We start from the raw sequence: 22,670 nt of genomic DNA on the forward strand, positions 1-22,670 counted from the left end.
GGGCGGTGGTAGTCCCGGGGTAAGGGTGTAGGCCGTGTGATAGGCAAATCCGTCACACATTAAGGCTGAGACCTGATGCCGAGCCGATTGTGGTGAAGTGGATGATCCTATGCTGTCGAGAAAAGCCTCTAGCGAGTTTCATGGCGGCCCGTACCCTAAACCGACTCAGGTGGTCAGGTAGAGAATACCGAGGCGTTCGGGTGAACTATGGTTAAGGAACTCGGCAAAATGCCCCCGTAACTTCGGGAGAAGGGGGGCCATGTCTGGTGATGAGGTTTACCCTCTGAGCTGGGTGTGGCCGCAGAGACCAGCGAGAAGCGACTGTTTACTAAAAACACAGGTCCGTGCGAAGCCGTAAGGCGATGTATACGGACTGACGCCTGCCCGGTGCTGGAACGTTAAGGGGACCGGTTAGCTTGGATTCGTCCAGGCGAAGCTGAGAACTTAAGCGCCAGTAAACGGCGGTGGTAACTATAACCATCCTAAGGTAGCGAAATTCCTTGTCGGGTAAGTTCCGACCTGCACGAATGGCGTAACGACTTCTCGACTGTCTCAACCATAGGCCCGGTGAAATTGCACTACGAGTAAAGATGCTCGTTTCGCGCAGCAGGACGGAAAGACCCCGGGACCTTTACTATAGCTTGATATTGGTGTTCGGTTCGGCTTGTGTAGGATAGGTGGGAGACTGTGAAGCATGCACGCCAGTGTGTGTGGAGTCGTCGTTGAAATACCACTCTGGTCGTGCTGGATGTCTAACCTGGGTCCGTGATCCGGATCAGGGACAGTGTCTGGTGGGTAGTTTAACTGGGGCGGTTGCCTCCTAAAGAGTAACGGAGGCGCCCAAAGGTTCCCTCAGCCTGGTTGGCAATCAGGTGTTGAGTGTAAGTGCACAAGGGAGCTTGACTGTGAGACCGACGGGTCGAGCAGGGACGAAAGTCGGGACTAGTGATCCGGCGGTGGCTTGTGGAAGCGCCGTCGCTCAACGGATAAAAGGTACCCCGGGGATAACAGGCTGATCTTCCCCAAGAGTCCATATCGACGGGATGGTTTGGCACCTCGATGTCGGCTCGTCGCATCCTGGGGCTGGAGTCGGTCCCAAGGGTTGGGCTGTTCGCCCATTAAAGCGGTACGCGAGCTGGGTTTAGAACGTCGTGAGACAGTTCGGTCCCTATCCGCTGTGCGCGTAGGAATATTGAGAAGGGCTGTCCCTAGTACGAGAGGACCGGGACGGACGAACCTCTGGTGTGCCAGTTGTCCTGCCAAGGGCATGGCTGGTTGGCTACGTTCGGGAGGGATAACCGCTGAAAGCATCTAAGCGGGAAGCCTGCTTCGAGATGAGTATTCCCACCCCCTTTGAGGGGTTAAGGCTCCCAGTAGACGACTGGGTTGATAGGCCAGGTGTGGAAGACCGGTAACGGTTGGAGCTGACTGGTACTAATAGGCCGAGGGCTTGTCCTCAGTTGCTCGCGTCCACTGTGTAGGTTCTGAAGTAACGACCGTGTTGTGTTCCGGTTGGTTAATTTCATAGAGTTTCGGTGGTCATTGCGTTAGGGAAACGCCCGGTTACATTCCGAACCCGGAAGCTAAGCCTTTCAGCGCCGATGGTACTGCATGGGGGACCGTGTGGGAGAGTAGGACGCCGCCGAACAATTATTCAAAAAAGCTCTGTTATCTGAACTTCGGTTCAGATAACAGAGCTTTTTTGTTTTCCCGATGCGGTGCGGAGCGTCACCCCGCGTTCACGTCGCGCCGCCACCATCCGCAGGTATGGGGACTGCGGAGTTGCTGACAGCGGCAGGGGTCGGATCAGGCGCCGAGGCCATCGTGCCCTCGTACGCCACCACGGAGGCGGCCGAGGCCGTTCGGGCGGCCGGGGCACTGCCCGTCTTCGCGGACATCGACCCGCGGAGCTTCTGCCTCGATCCGGCCGCCGTCACCAGGGCGGTGACCTCGCGAACCGCGGTCATCGTGCCCGTACCCCTCTTCGGACACCCCGTGGACCACGCCGGGCTGCGGGCCGTCGCCCGCGCACACGGCCTGCTCGTCATCGAACACGACGGAAGCGACCAGGAGGACACGGCCGAGCACGACGCCACCCGGGCCTCCCTCGCCGCCCGACAGGCCAACGCCGCCTATCTGGACGCCCGCCTGACGGGAGTTCTGACGCCGCCCACGGCACCCGGTGTGGAGCACCGCTACCACTCGTACGTCGTGCGCGTGCCCGGAAACGGCCGGCCGGACCGGGACGCGTTCGCGCGGGCCCTACGAGCCCGGGGAGTGCGATGCCAGGTGCCCGTACAGACACCGGTCCACCGGACACCGGCGTTCAGGCGGGAGTTGTGGCTGGAGGAGACGGAGCGGGCCGCCGACGAGTGCCTCGCGCTGCCCATCGACGCGGGGATGACACGGCGGGAACTGCAACGGGTGGTATCGGCGTGCAACGCGCTCGGCGGTCTGCTGCCCATGGCCGCCTAGCCGGTCCACAGCGCGGATGGCCACACGCACGGATGGTCAAAAGCACGTGCGAGAGTCGGGTATGCTTTATCTCGTTGCACCGGCCCCAATAGCTCAGTCGGTAGAGCGTCTCCATGGTAAGGAGAAGGTCTACGGTTCGATTCCGTATTGGGGCTCATACAGAGAAAGGCCCCCGCCTGATGGCGGGGGCCTTTCTCGTACGCGCAGTTCGGAAGGCCGGGGGGTGCCCCCCGGCCCGGTCAGGAATCCTGCGGCTCCGGAACGCGCATGGCGAGAATCGCCATGTCGTCCGAGGCGGGTTCCGCGGCGAAGCGCTCCACCGCACGGAGGATGCGCGCCGCCACCGCTCCCGCGGTGAGTCCCGTACACGTGGTCAGAACATCCGTCAGACCGTCGTCGCCCAGCATGCGCGAACCCTCACGGCGCTCGGTGACGCCGTCCGTGACACACAGCAGGACGTCCCCGGGGTCGAGAGTGATCGTCTGCTCGTACAGCTCGAGGTCCTCCATGACGCCCAGCAGCGGCTGCGGGGTCGCCGCCGGCTCGACCGTGCCGTCCTGGCGAAGACGCAGCGGCAGCGGGTGCCCGGCACAGACGACCTTGAGGACCGCGCTGCCGTCGTGCTGGGGCCACAGCTCCCCGTAGAGCAGCGTGAGGAAACGACTGCGGGCGCCCTCGTCGAGGATGGCGGCGTTCAGCCGCTCCAGGACCGCGGGGCCGCCGAAGCCCTCACGGGCGAGGAGACGCAGCGCGTGCCGGGCCAGGCCGGTGACGGCCGCGGCCTCCGGGCCCGTCCCGCAGACATCGCCGATCGCGAAGCCGTACGCGCCGTCGCGGATGGGGAAGAGGTCGTAGAAATCGCCGCCGACCTCGTTGCCCTCTCCCGCCGCGCGGTAGATGACCTCGACCTCGACGCCCGGGACATCCGGCAGCTCGGGCGGCAGCAGGCTGCGCTGGAGGGACTGGCTGATGGCCGTGCGCTCGCTGTAGAGGCGTGCGTTGTCCAGCGCGAGGGCCGCTCGGCGGGAGAGGTCCTCGGCGAGCTCCAGGATCTCCTGACGGAAGTGGTCGTCGGTCGGCTTGCCGAGGGTGAGCATGCCGATGACGCGGTTGCGGGCCACCAGGGGCAGCACGACGGTCTCGCCGCCGACGGCCGCCGCTGTGGCGAGCGAGGTGCCGGGGCCGGGGGTGTGCCCGCCGGCGTCACCGAGACCGAGGCTGCGCAGCGAGCTGCGCAGGGCGGCGGAGTGGGCCGCCTCGGAGGGGGCGGTCCAGATCCGGGCGCCGGGGGTGGGCACCGGGTCGGGCGGGGCGACCTTGGACAGCAGGGCCTTGAGGCCGTCGATGCGGTCCTCGTCCTCGTGGAGCACATACGACAGCTCGGGCTCGGAGGACTGGTCGGCGATGGTGTAGACGGCGCACCAGGTGGCGAGGGTCGGGACGGTCATCTGGGCCATCAGGGCGAGCGTCTGGTCCCGGTCCAGGGTGCCGGCGAGCAGGTCGGAGGCCTCGACGAGGAAGGACAGCGAACCGCGGCGCAGTCGCTCCAGCTCGCCCAGGCGGGCGGACTCGACGGCGAGCGCGATGCGGTCGGCGGCGAACTGGAGGCGGAGTGCCTCCTCGTTGCCGTAGCGACCGGGGGCCTCGGCGGCCACGCCGAGCGAGCCGGTGAGGCGGCCCTCGACCTTCAGGGGCACGGTGACGACCGAGCGCATGCCGGTGTTGGCGAGCAGCGGGACGGCGCCCGGGACGGCACTGAGGTCGTCGTGGACGGCGGGCATCCGGGCCGAGCCGTAGCGGCCCGTGCCGGCCTCGACGGGCACGCGGGCGAACCGCTGGCGGGCGGACGGCAGACCGGTGGAGGCGCGGACCTCCAGCTCCGTCTCGTCGTCGGTGGCGAGCAGCAGATAGGCGGAGTCGCCGTCGAGCATGTCACGGGCCCGCTCGACGGTGCGCTGGAGAAGGCCGTCGAGGTCGTCCGGGGCGGGGGAGCCGATGAAGACCTCGAACGGGTCGGTGGCGGTGCCCCGGTCGTTGGAGGAGGAGTCGGTGACGGGGGAGCGCTGCGGGCTCTGCAGCACCGCGCGCTCCTCGTCGCGAACGAGCAGACAGACGGTGGAGGGGGCGCCCACGTTGTCACGGACGCGCAGGTGGGAGGCGTAGACGGGGACGATCCGGCCGTCCTCGCCCCTTATGCCGTAGGAGCCCTCCCAGCGGGAGAGGAGCAGGGCGTCGGCGATGCCCGTCGAGGTGCCGGGTGTGTGCGGCCAGGCGGCGAAGTCGGTGAGCGGCTTGCCCATCACCTGGTCGGCGGGGAAGCCGAAGAGATCCTGGGCGTCGTCGTTCCAGGCGCTGATGCCGCCGGCGCGGTCGATCTGGATGACGGCGACGCGCACCCGGGCGTCGGCCAGCGGCAGGGCCTCGACGGGCAGCGCCGGGCCCGCGGAGCGGGTGCCGGCCGGGCGGTCGGGGAGGTCGAGCTGGAACCACACCTTCTTGTGGGTGGCGCTGTACTCGACGCCCCAGCGGCCGGCGAGGGCGGAGCACAGCAACAGCCCCCGGCCCCCCTCGCGGTCGACGCCGCCGAAGTGACGGCCGGGGCTCTGCAGCGGCAGCTCGCGCTCGGGGTAGCGGTCGGCGACCTCCACCCGCACCCCGGTGTCCAGGCGGACGCACAGGACGTCGGCGGCGGTACCGGCGTGGACCACGGCGTTGGTGACGAGCTCGCTGGTGAGGACGACGGCGTCGTCGATGACGTCGGGGAAGCCCCACCCCTGGAGGGTGTCCCGGACGAAGGAACGGGCGGAGGCTACCGAGCGCCCGACCGGCTCGAAAGTGGCGGCAGCCCGCGCGGTGATCACAGCACTCCCCATTGGCCTCTCATCGCTCCCCCGAGTCCTGTGCCCGTTTCCGATGGCCTCGATTCGTTCGCCAGGCTAAACCGTCGGCCCGGGCGATGTGGAACAGAGTCGTGTATTTCGGAAACGGAGGCAGGGATGGCGTCGGGAAGGACGTGGGAGTGGACGCGATCCGACGACCTTGCGTATCCCCCCGCACGGCCCACTCAAACCCCGCGCCGTGATCGGCGGCAGAAAGGGGCGTCCGGCGCGGTGCGCGCCGGGACACTTATGGTGACGACCCCCTTGGCCAGGGCTTTCGCCGGACTTATGGCCGTGACGGTGGGCAGCCCCTGCCCCGTATTCTTCAACGACTTCTCCGGGGTGTGGTTACGCTCCAACTGGCAACCTCTTCTGCGGGCCGGGGTGAAAGACTGGGAAGCTGAGGTAGGCCCGACAAGGATGATCGACCCTGCGGGAGGGACACGGTGGAGTCTGGCGCAGCGGCGCGGGGCGTGAGCACGCGCGCGAAAGGCGGACGATCCCGGACCAATGGGACGACGCAAGTGGATACGGCGGCGCTGAACCGGCTACTGGCGGCCCTGGCGGCGATGCGGGACGGGAACTTCCGTAAGCGTCTGACGGTCTCGGGTGACGGTGCGATGGCCGAGATCGCCGCGGTCTTCAATGAAGTCGCGGACCGCAATCTGCAGCTGACCGGCGAGCTGGCGCGGGTGCGCCGGGTGGTCGGGCGTGAGGGAAAACTCACGGAGCGGCTGGAGGTCGGCGCCTGCGAGGGCGCGTGGGCCGCGGCCATCGATGCCTCGAACGCCCTGGTGGACGACCTGGTGCGGCCGGTGTCCGAGGTGGGCCGGGTGCTGTCGGCGGTCGCCGAGGGCGATCTGGAACAGCGGATGGACCTGCGCTCGCAGGGTGCGGACGGCTCGGCGCACCCGCTGCGCGGTGAGTTCCTCAAGGTGGGCCGCACGGTCAACGGTCTCGTGGACCAGCTGTCGGCGTTCACCGACGAGGTCACACGGGTGGCGAGCGAGGTCGGGACCGAGGGGAAGCTAGGCGGCCAGGCCCGGGTGCGCGGAATGTCGGGTTCGTGGAAGGACCTCACGGACTCCGTCAACACCATGGCGTCCCGGCTGACCGCCCAGGTGCGTGATATCGCGCTCGTGACGACGGCGGTCGCCAAGGGCGACCTGTCCCGCAAGGTCACCGTGCACGTGGCCGGCGAGATGCTGGAGCTGAAGAACACCGTCAACACGATGGTCGACCAGCTGTCCTCGTTCGCCTCCGAGGTCACCCGCGTCGCGCGGGAAGTGGGCACCGAGGGCGAGCTGGGCGGCCAGGCGCAGGTGCCCGGCGTGGCGGGCGTCTGGAAGGACCTCACCGACTCGGTCAATCTGATGGCCGGCAATCTGACGGCCCAGGTCCGTGGGATCGCGCAGGTGACGACGGCGGTCGCCAACGGCGACCTGTCGCAGAAGGTCACGGTCAGCGCGCGCGGCGAGGTCGCGCAGCTCGCCGAGACGATCAACCAGATGACGGAGACCCTGCGCACCTTCGCCGACGAGGTGACCCGGGTCGCCAGCGAGGTCGGCGCCGAGGGTCTGCTCGGTGGCCAGGCGCAGGTGCCGGGTGCGGCGGGGACGTGGAAGGACCTCACCGACTCGGTGAACACCGCCTTCCGTAACGTCACCACGCAGGTCCGGGACATCGCGCAGGTGACGACGGCGGTCGCCAACGGCGACCTCGGCCAGAAGGTCACCGTCGATGTGTCCGGCGAGATGCTGGAACTGAAGAACACCGTCAACACCATGGTCGACCAGCTCCAGTCCTTCGGCGCCGAAGTGACGCGGGTGGCACGGGAGATCGGTGTCGAGGGCGAGCTGGGCGGTCAGGCGCAGGTGCCGGGTGCGGCGGGGACGTGGAAGGACCTCACCGACTCGGTGAACACCGCCTTCCGTAACCTCACCGGACAGGTCCGCAACATCGCGCAGGTGACGACGGCGGTCGCCAACGGCGACCTGTCGCAGAAGGTCACCGTCGATGTGTCCGGCGAGATGCTCCAGCTGAAGAACACCGTCAACACGATGGTGGACCAGCTGTCGTCCTTCGCCGACCAGGTCACGCGGATGGCGCGGGACGTCGGCACGGAGGGACGGCTCGGCGGCCAGGCCCGGGTGGACGGCGTCAGCGGCACCTGGAAGGAGCTGACCGACTCGGTCAACTTCATGGCCGGCAACCTCACCTCGCAGGTGCGGCAGATCGCGCAGGTCACGACGGCGGTGGCGCGCGGTGATCTGTCGCAGAAGATCGATGTCGATGCGCGCGGCGAGATCCTGGAGCTGAAGAACACCATCAACACGATGGTCGACCAGCTCTCGGCCTTCGCCGAGCAGGTGACCCGCGTCGCCCGCGAGGTGGGTACGGACGGCCGTCTCGGCGGCCAGGCGCAGGTGCCCGGCGTGGCCGGTGTCTGGCGCGATCTGACGGACTCGGTCAACGGGATGGCGGGCAATCTGACCGCCCAGGTCCGTAACATCGCGCAGGTCGCCACGGCGGTGGCGCGCGGTGATCTGTCGCAGAAGATCGATGTCGATGCGCGCGGCGAGATCCTCGAGCTGAAGAACACCCTCAACACGATGGTCGACCAGCTGTCGTCCTTCGCCGACCAGGTCACGCGCGTGGCGCGCGAGGTGGGCACCGAGGGCATCCTGGGCGGCCAGGCGGAGGTGCAGGGCGTCTCCGGCACCTGGAAGGACCTCACCCAGTCCGTCAACTTCATGGCCAACAACCTGACTTCGCAGGTGCGCAACATCGCCGAGGTCACCACCGCCGTGGCCAAGGGCGATCTGTCGAAGAAGATCACCGTCGACGCGAAGGGCGAGATCCTCGAACTCGTCACCACCGTGAACACGATGGTCGACCAGCTGTCGGACTTCGCCGAGCAGGTCACCCGGGTCGCCCGCGAGGTGGGCACGGAAGGCCAGTTGGGTGGTCAGGCGCGGGTGCGGGACGTCACCGGCATCTGGAAGGACCTCAGCGACAACGTCAACCTGATGGCCAACAACCTGACCAGCCAGGTGCGGAACATCTCGCAGGTCGCGGGCGCGGTCGCCAACGGCGATCTGACCAAGAAGGTCACCGTCGAGGCCCGCGGCGAGGTGGCGCAGCTCGCCGACACCGTCAACACCATGGTGACCACGCTGTCGTCCTTCGCGGACGAGGTCACGCGCGTGGCGCGTGAGGTGGGCACCGACGGCATCCTCGGCGGCCAGGCCCGGGTACCGGGCGTCAGCGGTACGTGGAAGGACCTCACCGAGTCCGTGAACTCGATGGCGTCCAACCTCACCGGCCAGGTCCGCAACATCGCGATGGTGACCACCGCCATCGCCCAGGGCGATCTCACCAAGAAGATCGACATCGACGCGCGCGGTGAGATTCTCCAGCTGAAGACGACCATCAACACGATGGTCGACCAGCTGTCGTCCTTCGCCGACCAGGTCACCCGCGTCGCCCGCGAGGTGGGAACCGAGGGGCAGCTGGGCGGCCAGGCCCGGGTGCGCGACGTCGACGGCACCTGGCGTGACCTGACCGAGTCGGTCAACGAGATGGCGGGCAATCTGACCCGTCAGGTCCGGGCCATCGCCGAGGTCGCCACCGCGGTGACCCGCGGTGACCTCAACCTCAAGATCGACGTGGACGCGGCGGGCGAGATCCTGGAGCTCCAGGACAACATCAACACGATGATCGCCAACCTGCGTGAGACGACCCTCGCCAACAAGGAACAGGACTGGCTCAAGGGCAACCTCGCCCGCATCTCCGGTCTGATGCAGGGCCGCCGCGATCTGGAGGACGTCGCCGGGCTGATCATGAGCGAGCTGACCCCCGTGGTCTCCGCGCAGCACGGTGCCTTCTTCCTCGCGATGCCGACCGGCCTGCCGGAGAGCGAGGGCGAGGAGGACGCGTACGAGCTGCGGATGCTCGGCTCCTACGGCTACTCGATGGGCTCGATGCCCACCTCCTTCCGGCCCGGTGAGACGCTCATCGGGACGGCGGCGCAGGAGAAGCGCACCATCCTGGTGGAGAACGTGCCGCCGGGCTATCTGAAGATCGCCTCCGGGCTGGGGGAGGCGCCGCCGGCGCACGTCATCGTGCTGCCGGTGCTGTTCGAGGGGCAGATCCTCGGTGTGATCGAGCTGGCGTCCTTCCAGCCGTTCGCCCAGATCCAGAAGGACTTCCTCAACCAGATCGCCGAGATGATCGGCACCAGCGTCAACACCATCAGCGTCAACACCAAGACCGAGGTGCTGCTCAAGCAGTCGCAGGAGCTCGCCGAGCAACTGCGCGAGCGGTCGCTGGAGTTGGAGAACCGGCAGAAGGAGCTGGAGATCTCCAACTCCGAACTGGAGGAGAAGTCCGAGCGGCTGGCCCGGCAGAACCGCGACATCGAGGTCAAGAACACCGAGATCGAAGAGGCCCGGCAGGTGCTGGAGGAGCGCGCCGAGCAGCTCGCGGTCTCCATGCGCTACAAGTCCGAGTTCCTGGCCAACATGTCGCACGAGCTGCGCACGCCGCTCAACTCGCTGCTGATCCTCGCCAAGCTGCTCGCCGACAACGCGGAAGGCAATCTCTCCCCGAAGCAGGTCGAGTTCGCCGAGACGATCCACGGAGCGGGCTCCGATCTGCTCCAGCTGATCAACGACATCCTGGACCTGTCGAAGGTCGAGGCGGGCAAGATGGACGTCAGCCCGACCCGGATCGCCCTGGTCCAGCTCGTCGACTACGTCGAGGCGACCTTCCGGCCGCTGACGGCGGAGAAGGGGCTCGACTTCTCCGTTCGCGTCTCGCCGGAGCTGCCGGCGACGCTGCACACCGACGAACAGCGGCTGCTGCAGGTGCTGCGCAATCTGCTGTCGAACGCGGTGAAGTTCACGGACACGGGCGCGGTCGAGCTGGTCATCCGGCCGGCCGGCGCCGATGTCCCGGACACCATTCGCGAGCAGCTGCTGGAGGCGGGCTCGCTGCGCGAGGCCGACGGCGATCTGATCGCCTTCTCCGTCACGGACACCGGCATCGGTATCGCGGCCAGCAAGATGCGGGTCATCTTCGAGGCGTTCAAGCAGGCGGACGGCACCACCAGCCGCAAGTACGGGGGCACCGGGCTCGGGCTCTCCATCAGCCGGGAGATCGCGCGCCTGCTCGGCGGCGAGATCCACGCGGCGAGCGAGCCCGGGCGCGGCTCCACCTTCACGCTCTATCTGCCGCTCACCTCCGGCGAGCTGCCGCCGCAGGGCTACCCGCTCGCACCGGGCGGCCAGGCCGCCGGCCAGCAGGCGCTGATGGCGGGGAGCGAGCTCGCGGGCGGTGACGGCCGGGCCGAGCTGCCCGCGCGCGGTGCCGCCGGGCTGCTTCTGCGCCGCCAGCGCGCGGCCCAGGCGGCGGGGGCGGCGTGGCCGGCCCTGCCCGGACGGGCCGAGGAGGCGGGCCCGGGGGCGCAGCCGCCGCAGGCTCCGCCCGTGCCGGCGTCCCCACAGCAGGAGCCGTGGCTGAACGAGGCGCCGAGCGAGGGCCGGGATGCGGCGCCGAGCGGCTTCAGCGGTGGCTTCAGCGGCGAGAAGGTGCTGATCGTCGACGACGACATCCGTAATGTCTTCGCGCTCACCAGCGTGCTGGAGCAGTACGGGCTGTCGGTGCTCTACGCGGAGAACGGCCGGGAGGGCATCGAGGTCCTCGAGCAGCACGACGACGTGGTGCTGGTGCTCATGGACATCATGATGCCGGAGATGGACGGCTATGCCACGACGGCGGCGATCCGCAGGATGCCGCAGTTCGCGGGGCTGCCCATCATCGCGCTCACGGCGAAGGCGATGAAGGGCGACCGGGAGAAGAGCATCGATGCCGGGGCGTCGGACTATGTCACCAAACCGGTCGACACGGATCATCTGCTGACGGTGATGGAGCAGTGGATGCGCGCTGAGTGACAGGTGGTTGGTCACTCTTTGTGCGTCTGCTGACTGACTGTGCTCAAAGACGTGTGGGAGCGCGGTATTCGGGGAACCTTCTGGTCTCCCACCGCGTTTCTGCTACGTGCACTGTGACATCGCGGTGACAGGGTGTGGTGACAGGCGGGGTACGGCTACGATGACCGGCACAAGGACGGGCGGCGCAAGGGAGTCGTCCCCTGGGGCGGCGCCCGGTGCTTCCCCTGGCTCTTCGGGCCGGGGAGACCCCAAGCCGGGGCGAGGAGGACGGGGCATGGTGCAGAAGGCCAAGATCCTCCTGGTCGATGACCGGCCGGAAAATCTGCTGGCGCTGGAGGCGATCCTCTCGGCGCTCGATCAGACACTGGTACGGGCATCGTCAGGGGAGGAAGCGCTCAAGGCGCTGCTGACGGACGACTTCGCAGTGATCCTGCTGGACGTCCAGATGCCGGGCATGGACGGTTTCGAGACCGCCGCGCACATCAAGCGGCGGGAGCGGACCCGGGACATTCCCATCATCTTCCTCACCGCCATCAACCACGGCCCGCACCACACCTTCCGCGGCTACGCCGCGGGCGCGGTGGACTACATCTCCAAGCCCTTCGACCCGTGGGTGCTGCGCGCCAAGGTCTCGGTCTTCGTCGAGCTGTACATGAAGAACTGCCAGCTGCGCGAGCAGGCCGCCCTGTTGCGACTCCAGCTCGACGGCCAGTCCGGCCGCAGTGGGGTGACGGAGACGCAGGAGCCCGCCGGGCTGCTCGCCGAACTCTCCGCGCGGCTCGCCGCCGTCGAGGAGCAGGCCGAGGCGCTCTCCAAACAGCTCGACGAGTCCGCGGACGCGGCCGCTGTCGCCACCGCCGCCCACTTGGAGCGCAAGCTCACCGGGCTGCGCCGGGCCCTGGACGCGCTGGAGCCCGGCACCGGCGGCGGGGCGAGCGCGCTGCCCGCGCCGAGCTGACCTCTCCGGCCCCTGCGCGTCACGCCCCCGAAGCACGGGCCGGCGGCCGGTGCGGGGACCCATGCGAGTCCTCGCTGGGCCCGCCCGGCCTTTGACGCAGCGTCACCCCCGATATCACTGGGGGACGACACGAATGGGTGAAGGCCCGGGCGCACGTGTCCCTCGCGCCCGACGACGGTAATCTCGGCTCCATGGCCTCACGTACGTCCGGCAAGGGTTCCCAGAGCACGGCGGGCACCTCGAAGCAGCGCGCCGGACGCCCCGGGAGCGCGGCCAAGAAGGCACCCGCGAAGAAGGCACCGCCGAAGCCGGCGGGCAACGCACCCGCCAAGCCCGCCAAAAAGGCCGCGGCGCCCGCGCGGAAGCCCGCGAAGAAGGCCGCGGCCAAGGCGGCACCCAAGCGCGCGTCCTCCCCGACCAGCGGTCTCTACCGCCTCGCACGGGCCCTGTGGCTCGGGCTGGCGCACACCGTGGGCGCGGTGTTCCGCGGCGTCGGGCGGGGCGCGAAGGGGCTCGACCCCGCGCACCGCAAGGACGGGCTCGCACTGCTCCTCCTCGGCCTCGGCCTCGTCGTCGCGGCCGGCACCTGGTCCAACCTCGAAGGCCCGGTCGGGGACCTGGTGAAGATGCTCGTCACCGGTGCCTTCGGCCGGCTCGATCTGCTCGTGCCGATACTGATCGGCGTCATCGCCGTCCGGCTGATCCGCCACCCCGAGCGGCCCGAGGCGAACGGCCGCATCGTCATCGGCCTCTCCGCGCTGGTCGTCGGTGTTCTCGGCCAGGTCCACGTGGCCTGCGGGTCGCCCGGCCGGGGCGAGGGCGCCGAGGCCCTGCAGGACGCCGGCGGTCTGATCGGCTGGGCCGCCGCGAAGCCGCTGCTCTTCACCGTCGGCGAGGTGCTGGCCGTACCGCTGCTCGTGCTGCTCACCCTCTTCGGGCTGCTGGTCGTCACGGCCACGCCCGTCAACGCCATCCCGCAGCGGCTGCGGCTGCTCGGCATCCGGCTCGGCCTGGTCGAAGCGGAACCGGAGGAGCACGATCCGTTCGCGTCCGGGACGTACGACTCGGGGGAGTACGACGACGAATGGCGCGAGGCACCGGCGCGGCGGCCCCGACGCACCGCCGCGGACCGGGCCGCGGCCGAGAGCGGCACGGACGCGGAGCGCGCCGAGGAAGAGGCGCTGAGCAAGCGCCGCAAGCCGCGCAGGACACCCGTGGAGCCGCCGGGCGACCGGCCCATGGACGCGGTGGACGTGGCGGCCGCCGCCGCGGCCTCGCTCGACGGGGCCGTGCTGCACGGTGTGCAGCCGTCGCCGCTCGTCGCCGGGCTCAGCAGCGCCGTCGCCGCCGAGCGGGAGCGGACGGGTGCGGTTCCGACCGCGCGCGGCACCGGGAAGGCGGCGTCCGGCGGAAAGGCCGACGCGGTACCCGCGGGCGGGGAGAGCGCCACCGGGAGCGTGCCCGACCTCACCAAGCCGGCACCCGAGCCCGCCCCCGGGCTCCCGGCGCGGGCCGAGCAGCTCCAGCTCGCGGGCGACATCACCTACTCGCTGCCGTCGCTGGACCTGCTGGAGCGCGGCGGCCCCGGCAAGACGCGCAGCGCCGCGAACGACGCCATAGTGGCCTCCCTGTCCAACGTCTTCGCGGAGTTCAAGGTCGACGCCGCGGTCACCGGCTTCACCCGCGGCCCGACGGTCACGCGCTACGAGGTGGAGCTGGGCCCCGCCGTCAAGGTCGAGCGGATCACCGCGCTCACCAAGAACATCGCCTACGCCGTCGCCAGCCCGGACGTGCGCATCATCAGCCCCATCCCCGGCAAGTCCGCGGTCGGCATCGAGATCCCGAACACCGACCGCGAGATGGTCAACCTCGGCGATGTGCTGCGGCTCGCCGCGGCGGCCGAGGACGACCACCCGATGCTGGTCGCCCTCGGCAAGAACGTCGAGGGTGGCTACGAGATGGCCAACCTCGCGAAGATGCCGCACGTCCTGGTCGCCGGAGCCACCGGCTCCGGAAAGTCGTCCTGCATCAACTGCCTGATCACCTCGGTGATGATAAGAGCGACCCCGGACGACGTCCGGATGGTCCTCGTCGACCCCAAGCGCGTCGAGCTGACCGCCTACGAGGGCATCCCGCACCTGATCACCCCGATCATCACCAACCCCAAGCGGGCCGCCGAGGCCCTGCAGTGGGTCGTTCGCGAGATGGACCTGCGCTACGACGACCTGGCGGCCTTCGGCTTCCGGCACATCGACGACTTCAACGACGCCATCCGCAAGGGGAAGGTCAAGCCCCCCGAAGGCAGCGGGCGCGAGCTGCAGCCGTACCCGTACCTGCTGGTCATCGTGGACGAGCTGGCGGACCTGATGATGGTCGCCCCGCGTGATGTCGAGGACGCCATCGTCCGCATCACCCAGCTCGCCCGTGCCGCCGGCATCCACCTCGTGCTCGCCACCCAGCGCCCGTCCGTGGACGTCGTCACTGGTCTGATCAAGGCGAACGTGCCCTCCCGGCTCGCCTTCGCCACGTCCTCGCTCGCCGACAGCCGGGTCATCCTCGACCAGCCGGGCGCCGAGAAGCTCATCGGCAAGGGCGACAGCCTGTTCCTGCCGATGGGGGCGAGCAAGCCCGTGCGTATGCAGGGCGCCTTCGTCACCGAGGACGAGGTCGCGGCCGTCGTGCAGCACTGCAAGAACCAGATGGCGCCGGTCTTCCGGGACGACGTCACCGTGGGGACGGCGAAGAAGAAGGAGATCGACGAGGACATCGGCGACGACCTCGATCTGCTCTGCCAGGCCGCCGAGCTGGTCGTCTCCACCCAGTTCGGCTCGACCTCGATGCTCCAGCGGAAGCTGCGTGTGGGCTTCGCGAAGGCGGGAAGACTCATGGATCTGATGGAGTCGCGCAACATCGTGGGCCCGAGCGAGGGCTCCAAGGCGCGCGACGTGCTCGTCAAGCCCGAGGAACTCGACGGCGTGCTCGCGGTGATCCGCGGGGACGGCCAGGGTTAGCCGGCCGGAAAACCGGAAAAACGAGCCGGTCAACCGTTTCCCCCGGCGACGGGTCCCGTTGAGGGAGAGGGGGGAGCGATGATGCTCCGCAGGGCGTCCCACCACCCGGTTCGCCGGAGGTCCCACGCCCGGCCCGGCAGAACATTCCGATGGCGTACAAAGTCCGGCTTCCCGCTTGCCCGACCCTTTCGGATCCCCCCTAGACTGAACCTCCAGCAGGTGGCTACACGCTCGAAAGGCGCCCACGTGTCCATCGGCAACTCCCCCGCGGACGACCGGCCCTCGATCGGCCGCGCCCTCCAGCAGGCCCGCATCAGCGCCGGTCTGACCGTCGACGAGGTCAGCACGACCACCCGCGTGCGCATCCCGATCATGCACGCCATCGAACAGGACGACTTCAGCCGCTGCGGCGGCGACGTCTACGCCCGGGGGCACATCCGCGTGCTGGCGCAGACCGTCGGCCTGGACCCCGCCCCGCTCGTCGCGCAGTACGACGCCGAGCACGGCGGCCGCCCCGCGCCCACCCCCGCCGCCCCCCTCTTCGAGGCCGAGCGGCTGCGGCCCGAGCGCCGGCGGCCCAATTGGACGGCCGCGATGGTGGCCGCCATCGTCGCCGTCGTCGGCTTCGTCGGCTTCACGCTCTTCAACGGCGGCGGCAAGGGTGGTCACAGCAGCTCCGTCGCGGCCGACACGGCCTCCGGCAAGCAGCCCGCGCCGAAGAGCCCCGAGGCCGCCCCCAGCAAGCCCGCCGACCCCAAACCGGAACCGTCCGACAGCGCCATCGCGGGCGTCCCGGCCAACAAGGTCACCGTCAAGCTCACCGCCGAGAACGGCCAGACGTGGATGTCCGCCAAGGACCACAACGGCAAGCTGATCGAGGAGGGCGTGCTCAAGCGGGGCGCTTCCAAGACCTTCACCGACAACAAGCGGATCGACCTGGTGCTGGGCAATGCCGGGGCCGTGCAACTGTTCGTGAACGGCAAGGAGGTCAAGGATCTGGGTGACGACGGACAGGTTCAGCGTCTGAGCTACACCAAGGGTGACCCCGAAACGGGCTGACCAGCGTAAACATGGTCGGCCGACCCTGTGCGGCGAGCCTTCGGGTGACCAGGCTCTCCGCACTCGGGGGACACGTGGCAACGGATGTGGTGCCGGGACAAAGTAGGCTGAGCCCTATGCCCGAACGCCGTACCGTCGCTCTTGTCACACTTGGCTGCGCCCGTAACGAGGTGGACTCGGAGGAGCTGGCAGGCCGCTTGGCGGCGGATGGCTGGGACCTCGTCGAGGACGCCGCCGATGCCGATGTGGCCGTCGTCAACACCTGTGGCTTCGTAGAAGCCGCCAAGAAGGACTCCGTCGACGCCCTCCTCGAAGCCAACGACCTCAAGGATCAGGGCCGCACCCAGGCCGTCGTGGCCGTCGGCTGCATGGCCGAGAGGTACGGCAAGGAGCTCGCCCAGGCGCTCCCCGAGGCCGACGGAGTGCTCGGCTTCGACGACTACGCCGACATCTCCGACCGGCTCCAGACCATCCTCTCCGGTGGCGTCCACGCCTCCCACACCCCGCGTGACCGGCGCAAGCTGCTGCCGATCAGCCCCGCAGCCCGGCAGAGCGCGGACGTCGCCCTGCCCGGGCACGCGCAGGAGGCCCAGGACGCCCTGGAGACCGCCCCGGCGGACCTTCCCGAGGGCGTCGCCCCGGCCTCCGGGCCCCGGGCCCCGCTGCGCCGCAGACTCGGCTCCAACCCCGTCGCCTCCGTGAAGCTCGCCTCCGGGTGCGACCGCCGGTGCTCCTTCTGCGCCATCCCCTCCTTCCGCGGGTCCTTCATCTCCCGCCGTCCCTCCGACGTGCTGAGCGAGACGCGATGGCTCGCGGAGCAGGGCGTGAAGGAGGTCATGCTGGTCTCCGAGAACAACACCTCGTACGGCAAGGACCTCGGCGACATCCGGCTGCTGGAGACGCTGCTGCCGGAGCTGGCGGCCGTGGACGGCCTGGAGCGGATCCGGGTCAGCTACCTCCAGCCCGCCGAGATGCGGCCGGGCCTGATCGACGTGCTGACCTCGACCGAGAAGGTCGCGCCCTACTTCGACCTCTCCTTCCAGCACTCGGCCCCCGGCGTGCTGCGCGCGATGCGCCGCTTCGGCGACACCGACCGCTTCCTGGAGCTGCTCGACCAGATCCGCGCCAAGGCCCCGCAGGCCGGTGCCCGCTCGAACTTCATCGTCGGCTTCCCCGGTGAGACCGAGGAGGACGTCGCCGAGCTGGAGCGTTTCCTGGCCGGGGCCCGGCTGGACGCCATCGGCGTCTTCGGCTACTCCGACGAGGACGGCACGGAGGCGGCCACCTACGAGCACAAGGTCGACCCCGACGTGGTCGCCGAGCGCCTGGCGCACATCTCGCGGCTCGCCGAGGAGCTGACCGCGCAGCGCGCCGAGGAGCGGCTCGGAGAGACCCTCGAGGTGCTCGTCGACCGCGTGGACGAGGAGGACGGCGTCATCGGCCGGGCCGCCCACCAGGCGCCCGAGACCGACGGCCAGGTCCTGCTCACCACCGACCGGGAGCTGGTGCCCGGCCGGATGGTCACGGCCAAGGTGGTGGCGACGGAGGGCGTGGACCTCATCGCCGAGGTACTCGGTGACGGAGGGTGTACCGAGGAGGCCGGCAGATGACCCGAGCCCCGGCCTCCGCCGCGGGAGGCCCCGCCCCGGCGACGGCCGTGCGGCCGGCCGGGTTGTGGAACATCGCCAACATCCTCACCATGGTGCGGCTGCTCCTCGTGCCCGGGTTCGTCCTGTTGATGATGCACAACGGCGGTTATGACCCGGCCTGGCGTTCCTTCGCCTGGGCCGCGTTCGCCGTCGCCATGATCACGGACCTGTTCGACGGGCATCTGGCCCGGATGTACAACCTGGTCACCGACTTCGGGAAGATCGCCGACCCGATCGCGGACAAGGCGATCATGGGCGCCGCGCTGATCTGCCTGTCGGTCCTGGACGACCTGCCGTGGTGGGTCACGGGCGTGATCCTCTTCCGCGAGGTCGGCATCACGCTGATGCGGTTCTGGGTGATCAAGCACGGGGTGATCCCGGCCAGCCGCGGCGGCAAGATGAAGACGCTCGCTCAGGGCGTGGCCGTCGGGATGTACATCCTGGCGCTGACCGGGCCCCTGGCCACGATGCGCTTCTGGGTGATGGCCGTCGCCGTGGTGTTGACCGTGCTGACCGGGCTCGACTACGTGAAGCAGGCGATCGAGATGAGCCGGGCCGGCCGGGGAACCGCGCGATGAGTCCCGAAAGGCCGAGTGGCCCGACGGGCACGGAGGGCGACGGCGGGGCCACCGCGGTGCTGGGGGCGCTGATCGGGCGGGGCTGGACCGTGGCAGCGGCCGAATCCCTCACGGGCGGCCTGCTCACGGCGGAGCTGACCGCCGCGCCGGGCGCCTCCCGCGCGGTGCTGGGATCGGTCACCGCGTACGCCACCGACGTCAAGCGCGATGTGCTGGGCGTGGCCGGGGAACTGCTCGACGAGCGCGGGGCCGTCGACGCGGAGGTGGCCCGGCAGATGGCCCGCGGTGTGCGGCGTCTGCTCGGCGCCGACTGGGGCGTCGCCACCACCGGCGTCGCCGGACCGGACACCCAGGACGGCAAGCCCGTCGGCACGGTCTTCGTCGCCGTGGCGGGTCCGGTCGGTGCGGGTGTGGTGCGTGAGCTGTCGCTGGACGGCGACCGGGCGCGCATCCGGACCGAGAGCGTACGGGCGGCTCTCGCCCTGCTGCTGGGCGAACTGGCAGAGAACGCGGGGGCAAAGGATACGGAACACAACGGGGGGAATGGATGTTTGCAGCCCTGAGTGAACACGACATAGCTCCCCGCACGGCCGCAGCCGGAGGCGGTACGGTGGGGCGTGAAGGATCCGGATTCGCGGTCCAAGGAGGGAGCCACCGATGATTTTGCTCCGTCGCCTGCTGGGTGACGTGCTGCGTCGGCAGCGCCAGCGCCAGGGCCGCACTCTGCGCGAGGTCTCCTCATCCGCCCGGGTCTCGCTCGGTTACCTCTCCGAGGTCGAGCGGGGGCAGAAAGAGGCGTCCTCCGAGCTTCTCTCCGCAATCTGCGACGCTCTGGACGTACGGATGTCCGAGGTCATGCGTGAGGTGAGTGACGAACTGTCGCTCGCCGAGCTGGCGCAGTCGGCGGCGGCGAGTGAGCCGGTACCCGCGCCGATGCGGCCGATGTTCAATTCGGTGTCCGTGACGTCTGTGACGGGCGTGCCGGGGGAGCGTGTGACCATCAAGGCTCCCGCGGAGGCCGTGGACGTGGTCGCGGCCTGAGGCAAGTCCGGGAATTGTGTGTTTCCCGTCCAGGATCCCGGTCAGGAATCTGACCGGGATCCTGCGTTTTCCGCCCCTTCGGCACCTGTGTGCCATGGTGGATGAACGGGGATCGAACAGACCGGACAGTCGAAGAGGAGAACGCGGATGTCTGTCGTGAAGAGCCCGTTGTCCGAGCAGGACCGCAAGACCGTCGGTGATGCCCTCCAGGGGGCGCTCGTCGACCTGGTGGACCTCTCGCTCGTGGCCAAGCAGGTCCACTGGACCGTCGTGGGCCCCCGCTTCCGCTCGGTCCATCTGCAGCTGGACGAGGTCGTCGCGAGCGCCCGGCTGCATGCCGACGCGGTCGCGGAGCGTGCCTCGGCCCTCGGCGTCGCCCCGGACGGGCGGGCCGAGACCGTCGCCAAGACCAGCGGTATCGACGCGGTCGGCGACGGCTGGAACAAGGACACGAGGGCGGTGCAGATCCTCGTCTCCGCGCTCGGTGCGGTGATCACCCGCATGCGTGAGCGCGTCCAGGCGACCGGTGACCCCGACCCGGTCACACAGGACCTGCTCATCGGTCTCACGGGAGACCTCGAGAAGCACCACTGGATGTTCCAGGCGGAGAACGCCTGACCGCCCGTGGTGAAACACGGGAAGGCCCCGGACCGGCAGCCGGTCCGGGGCCTTCCGTGGCTTTTGTGGGGGGCCTTTTCGGCCTCCGGTGGCGGAGGCGGCGCGGGCGCGGTCTCCTTGAGGGATGGACGAGCACCCTGTGATCCGCTTCACGAAAGAGCTGATGGTGGTCACGGACCTCGATCAGACAGCAGCCGGTGCCTTCGTGCGGACGGTGTACCAGCAGGGCATGCACGACGGGGAACAGCGGGTCATCGTCGACCTGCACCGGCGTGATCGCCGGATCGCCGAGCTGGAGGAGGAGCTGGCCCGGTCGCGGGGGGAGTCCGACTGACGACGCCGGCTCGGTGGGGCGCGTACGGGCATTCCGCGTGCGCCGTTCTCGATCCCCGGTGCGCTCTGCCGTGGCGGTGAGTGCCCGGTCTAGCGTCGGCCGAAGGAGGCAGCGATGGCCTGGCGGGACTTCTGGGGCTTCTGCCGTTCGGCGGCGCCGTTCTGCCGGACCCTCGGGGTAGTCGGCTGGGCGATCGCGCTCGCCCTCGGTGGAGTGTGGTGGTGGGCGGTGTTCCGGCTGCTCGCGCAGCCGGAGCGGGCAGGGCCCGTCGAGGGGCTGGTCGTGGCCGGTGGCTGGGGGCTGAGTCTGTTGCCCGTGCACTGCGTGCCGTGGGCGCGGACGGCGAGGCGCAAGGGCCGGTGGGCCGTCTGGGGTGAGCAGCTCACCCGGGCAGTCGCCAGGACCGTCACCAAGGCAGTCACCAAGGACGGCAAGGGCGTCACCGGGCCAGCCGCCCAGGGCGTCACCAGGGCATGGCCACCCCGCCGTTGGGGCGCAGGATCTGGCCGGTCGTGAACGACGAGGCGTCCGACGCCAGGTGGAGAACCGCGTGCGCGATCTCCTCGGGTTCACCCACTCGGCCCAAGGGGGACAGTCGGATCATGGGGCGTTCGGCCTGTGCCTGCTCCGGATCGCCGTGCCGGTCGGTCATGGGCGTGCGGACCCAGCCGGGGGCGACCGCGTTGACGCGGATGCCGTGCGGGCCGACTTCCGTGGCGAGCGTCCTGGTGAGCTGGACGATCGCGGCCTTGGACGCGCTGTAGGCGAAGAGCCCCGGAGCGCCGGTGTCGATGGCCCCGGAAGCCATGGTGACGATGCTGCCCCGGGTACCGAGGGAGATCATCGCGCGGGCCGCCTCCCGGCAGCCGTAGAGCGTTCCCTTGAAATTGACGGCCAGTATCCGGTCCAGCTCCGCGTCGGAGGTGTCCAGGACGCCGCCGCGGTGCATGACGCCCGCGATGGTGGCCATGACATCGAGCCGGCCGTCGGCCCGGACCGTCTCCGCGACCGTGGCCGCGACCCGGGCGGAGTCGGCGACGTCGAGTACATGGGCGCGCGCCCTGCCGCCGCCCTCGATGATCCGTGCGGCCGTGCGCCGTGCGCCCTTCTCGTCCAGGTCGGCGCAGTGCACCGAGGCCCCGGCCTCCGCGAGGAGGAGTGCCGACGCACGTCCGATGCCGCTCGCTGCCCCCGTGACGAGGGCGGTGCGGCCGGTGAGGTCGTACGCCGTGAGGGGCATGCCCGGACCGTACGACCAGAACTGACGGGTCGTCAATCAGTGGTGCCGGGTGGGCTCGGGGCCCGGCTGACAGCGCGGGCACCAGTACGTGGGGCGCTCCTGGCCCACCGGACCCTGGTCGGCCACGCGGATCGGGGTACCGCAGCGGCGGCAGGGCCGTCCGGCCCGCCCGTACACCCACAGCCGGTGGTCGATGCGCGGGTCGGCCGTGGTGACGCGGGCGCTACGGGCCTTGTTGACGTCCAGCAGCTTTCTGGCGAGGGCCACCAAGCGCTCGGCGGAGGGGACTTCGGCCACCGGCAGCCAGGGGGAGAGGCGGAGCATGAAGCACAGCTCCGACTTGTAGACATTGCCCACGCCGGCGAGGTTGCGTTGGTCGAGCACGGCCTCACCCACAGTGCGGGCCGGGTCGCCGAGCAGACGGCGGACCGCTTCCTCCTGATGCTCCCGGGCCCAGTCGGGTGCGAGGAGGTCGGGACCGAGATGGCCGACGACGGTGGATTCGTCGGCGGTGCGCAGCAGATCCAGGGCAGGCAGCCGGTAACCGACAGCGGAGTGCGCGGCGTTGGCGAGGACGGCGCGGATCTGGTGCTGCGGGCCGCCCTGCCAGCGCTCGCCGGGGTCGTAGATCCGCCAGGCGCCGTCCATGCCGAGGTGGGAGTGGAGGGTGAGACCGCCCTCGACGCGGGTGAGGAGATGCTTGCCTCGGGGGACGACCTCAGTGACACGGCGGCCGGTGAGATCGACGGTGGCGAGCTGGGGGACCCGCAGATCGGACCGTACAAGGGGCTCGCCGGCCAGGGCGCGGTGGAGATGCCGAGCGGCGCGCCAGACGGTGTCTCCTTCGGGCATGTGCACCATGATGCCGCGTCGA

At 69.5% G+C, this 22,670-nt stretch carries 15 protein-coding genes, 1 tRNA gene and 2 rRNA genes (1 of these 18 cut by a window edge); 15 read left to right on the top strand and 3 right to left on the bottom strand.

Features of this window, described 5'->3' with window-relative positions:
- From AB8O64_RS26515 to AB8O64_RS26530, 4 genes are all read left to right on the top strand, one after another.
- Window positions 1–1,458, top strand: a 23S ribosomal RNA gene (locus tag AB8O64_RS26515); it begins 1,666 nt to the left of the window's first position.
- 73 nt (window positions 1,459–1,531) lie between these two features.
- Window positions 1,532–1,648: ribosomal RNA gene (gene rrf, locus AB8O64_RS26520) — 5S ribosomal RNA — on the top strand.
- A 119-nt stretch (window positions 1,649–1,767) separates the two neighbouring features.
- Window positions 1,768–2,475 carry a DegT/DnrJ/EryC1/StrS family aminotransferase gene (locus tag AB8O64_RS26525; RefSeq protein WP_370421737.1) on the top strand — a complete coding sequence of 236 codons (708 nt, stop codon included), beginning with the start codon at window positions 1,768–1,770 and terminating at the stop codon, window positions 2,473–2,475.
- 82 nt (window positions 2,476–2,557) lie between these two features.
- Window positions 2,558–2,630: transfer RNA gene (locus AB8O64_RS26530), tRNA-Thr, on the top strand.
- Between the two features lie 84 nt (window positions 2,631–2,714).
- On the opposite strand, the gene AB8O64_RS26535 is transcribed toward AB8O64_RS26530, so the two are convergent.
- The gene (locus tag AB8O64_RS26535; RefSeq protein ID WP_370421738.1) at window positions 2,715–5,348 is read right to left on the bottom strand and encodes a SpoIIE family protein phosphatase; all 2,634 of its coding nucleotides are present in this window, start codon (window positions 5,346–5,348) and stop codon (window positions 2,715–2,717) included.
- Between the two features lie 452 nt (window positions 5,349–5,800).
- On the opposite strand from AB8O64_RS26535, the gene AB8O64_RS26540 reads away from it, so the two are divergent.
- The 11 genes from AB8O64_RS26540 to AB8O64_RS26590 all read left to right on the top strand — a co-directional run bounded on the left by AB8O64_RS26540 (window position 5,801) and on the right by AB8O64_RS26590 (window position 21,072).
- Window positions 5,801–11,308: a HAMP domain-containing protein gene (locus tag AB8O64_RS26540; protein WP_370421739.1), complete on the top strand. Its 5,508-nt coding sequence runs from the start codon at window positions 5,801–5,803 to the stop codon at window positions 11,306–11,308.
- Between the two features lie 274 nt (window positions 11,309–11,582).
- Entirely contained in the window at window positions 11,583–12,266 is a 684-nt protein-coding gene (locus AB8O64_RS26545; protein WP_356453408.1) for a response regulator, read from the top strand.
- Between the two features lie 191 nt (window positions 12,267–12,457).
- A complete protein-coding gene (locus AB8O64_RS26550; protein WP_370421740.1) occupies window positions 12,458–15,277 on the top strand; it encodes a DNA translocase FtsK in 2,820 nt (939 codons plus the stop codon).
- A gap of 246 nt (window positions 15,278–15,523) precedes the next feature.
- Window positions 15,524–16,336 (top strand): helix-turn-helix domain-containing protein, encoded by an 813-nt coding sequence (locus tag AB8O64_RS26555; RefSeq protein ID WP_370421741.1) that lies wholly within the window; start codon window positions 15,524–15,526, stop codon window positions 16,334–16,336.
- Between the two features lie 116 nt (window positions 16,337–16,452).
- On the top strand, window positions 16,453–17,946 hold the full coding sequence (gene rimO / locus AB8O64_RS26560; RefSeq protein ID WP_370421742.1) for a 30S ribosomal protein S12 methylthiotransferase RimO: 1,494 nt from the start codon (window positions 16,453–16,455) through the stop codon (window positions 17,944–17,946).
- Window positions 17,943–18,563, top strand: a complete 621-nt coding sequence (pgsA, locus tag AB8O64_RS26565; protein ID WP_370421743.1) for a CDP-diacylglycerol--glycerol-3-phosphate 3-phosphatidyltransferase — start codon at window positions 17,943–17,945, stop codon at window positions 18,561–18,563. The genes rimO and pgsA overlap by 4 nt, the downstream gene beginning before the upstream one ends.
- Entirely contained in the window at window positions 18,560–19,126 is a 567-nt protein-coding gene (locus AB8O64_RS26570) for a nicotinamide-nucleotide amidohydrolase family protein (protein ID WP_365212047.1), read from the top strand. The genes pgsA and AB8O64_RS26570 overlap by 4 nt, the downstream gene beginning before the upstream one ends.
- 94 nt (window positions 19,127–19,220) lie before the next feature.
- On the top strand, window positions 19,221–19,604 hold the full coding sequence (locus AB8O64_RS26575; protein ID WP_086566431.1) for a helix-turn-helix domain-containing protein: 384 nt from the start codon (window positions 19,221–19,223) through the stop codon (window positions 19,602–19,604).
- A gap of 147 nt (window positions 19,605–19,751) precedes the next feature.
- The gene (locus AB8O64_RS26580; RefSeq protein WP_370421744.1) at window positions 19,752–20,222 is read left to right on the top strand and encodes a Dps family protein; all 471 of its coding nucleotides are present in this window, start codon (window positions 19,752–19,754) and stop codon (window positions 20,220–20,222) included.
- A gap of 124 nt (window positions 20,223–20,346) precedes the next feature.
- The gene (locus AB8O64_RS26585; RefSeq protein ID WP_356453401.1) at window positions 20,347–20,556 is read left to right on the top strand and encodes a hypothetical protein; all 210 of its coding nucleotides are present in this window, start codon (window positions 20,347–20,349) and stop codon (window positions 20,554–20,556) included.
- A gap of 114 nt (window positions 20,557–20,670) precedes the next feature.
- Window positions 20,671–21,072 carry a hypothetical protein gene (locus AB8O64_RS26590; RefSeq protein WP_370421745.1) on the top strand — a complete coding sequence of 134 codons (402 nt, stop codon included), beginning with the start codon at window positions 20,671–20,673 and terminating at the stop codon, window positions 21,070–21,072.
- Here the strand turns inward: AB8O64_RS26590 and AB8O64_RS26595 are convergent.
- Together AB8O64_RS26595 and AB8O64_RS26600 are read right to left on the bottom strand one after the other, a co-directional pair.
- On the bottom strand, window positions 21,020–21,796 hold the full coding sequence (locus AB8O64_RS26595) for an SDR family NAD(P)-dependent oxidoreductase (RefSeq protein ID WP_370421746.1): 777 nt from the start codon (window positions 21,794–21,796) through the stop codon (window positions 21,020–21,022). The genes AB8O64_RS26590 and AB8O64_RS26595 overlap by 53 nt on opposite strands.
- Before the next feature lie 36 nt (window positions 21,797–21,832).
- Window positions 21,833–22,648: a DNA-formamidopyrimidine glycosylase family protein gene (locus AB8O64_RS26600; RefSeq protein WP_370421748.1), complete on the bottom strand. Its 816-nt coding sequence runs from the start codon at window positions 22,646–22,648 to the stop codon at window positions 21,833–21,835.
- Window positions 22,649–22,670 lie beyond the last annotated feature (22 nt).

Origin of the sequence: Streptomyces sp. QH1-20, from assembly GCF_041283565.1 — a bacterium.
Classification (GTDB): Bacteria; Actinomycetota; Actinomycetes; order Streptomycetales; family Streptomycetaceae; genus Streptomyces; species Streptomyces syringius.

Bases quoted from the DNA above. Each gene is read 5' to 3' on its own strand.
- AB8O64_RS26535 (WP_370421738.1), bottom strand. From the start codon at position 5,348: ATGGGGAGTGCTGTGATCACCGCGCGGGCTGCCGCCACTTTCGAGCCG.
- AB8O64_RS26545 (WP_356453408.1), top strand. From the start codon at position 11,583: ATGGTGCAGAAGGCCAAGATCCTCCTGGTCGATGACCGGCCGGAAAAT.
- AB8O64_RS26595 (WP_370421746.1), bottom strand. From the start codon at position 21,796: ATGCCCCTCACGGCGTACGACCTCACCGGCCGCACCGCCCTCGTCACG.
- AB8O64_RS26585 (WP_356453401.1), top strand. From the start codon at position 20,347: ATGGACGAGCACCCTGTGATCCGCTTCACGAAAGAGCTGATGGTGGTC.
- AB8O64_RS26575 (WP_086566431.1), top strand. From the start codon at position 19,221: ATGATTTTGCTCCGTCGCCTGCTGGGTGACGTGCTGCGTCGGCAGCGC.
- AB8O64_RS26550 (WP_370421740.1), top strand. From the start codon at position 12,458: ATGGCCTCACGTACGTCCGGCAAGGGTTCCCAGAGCACGGCGGGCACC.
- rimO (WP_370421742.1), top strand. From the start codon at position 16,453: ATGCCCGAACGCCGTACCGTCGCTCTTGTCACACTTGGCTGCGCCCGT.
- AB8O64_RS26580 (WP_370421744.1), top strand. From the start codon at position 19,752: ATGTCTGTCGTGAAGAGCCCGTTGTCCGAGCAGGACCGCAAGACCGTC.
- AB8O64_RS26570 (WP_365212047.1), top strand. From the start codon at position 18,560: ATGAGTCCCGAAAGGCCGAGTGGCCCGACGGGCACGGAGGGCGACGGC.
- AB8O64_RS26590 (WP_370421745.1), top strand. From the start codon at position 20,671: ATGGCCTGGCGGGACTTCTGGGGCTTCTGCCGTTCGGCGGCGCCGTTC.
- AB8O64_RS26525 (WP_370421737.1), top strand. From the start codon at position 1,768: ATGGGGACTGCGGAGTTGCTGACAGCGGCAGGGGTCGGATCAGGCGCC.
- AB8O64_RS26600 (WP_370421748.1), bottom strand. From the start codon at position 22,648: ATGCCCGAAGGAGACACCGTCTGGCGCGCCGCTCGGCATCTCCACCGC.
- pgsA (WP_370421743.1), top strand. From the start codon at position 17,943: ATGACCCGAGCCCCGGCCTCCGCCGCGGGAGGCCCCGCCCCGGCGACG.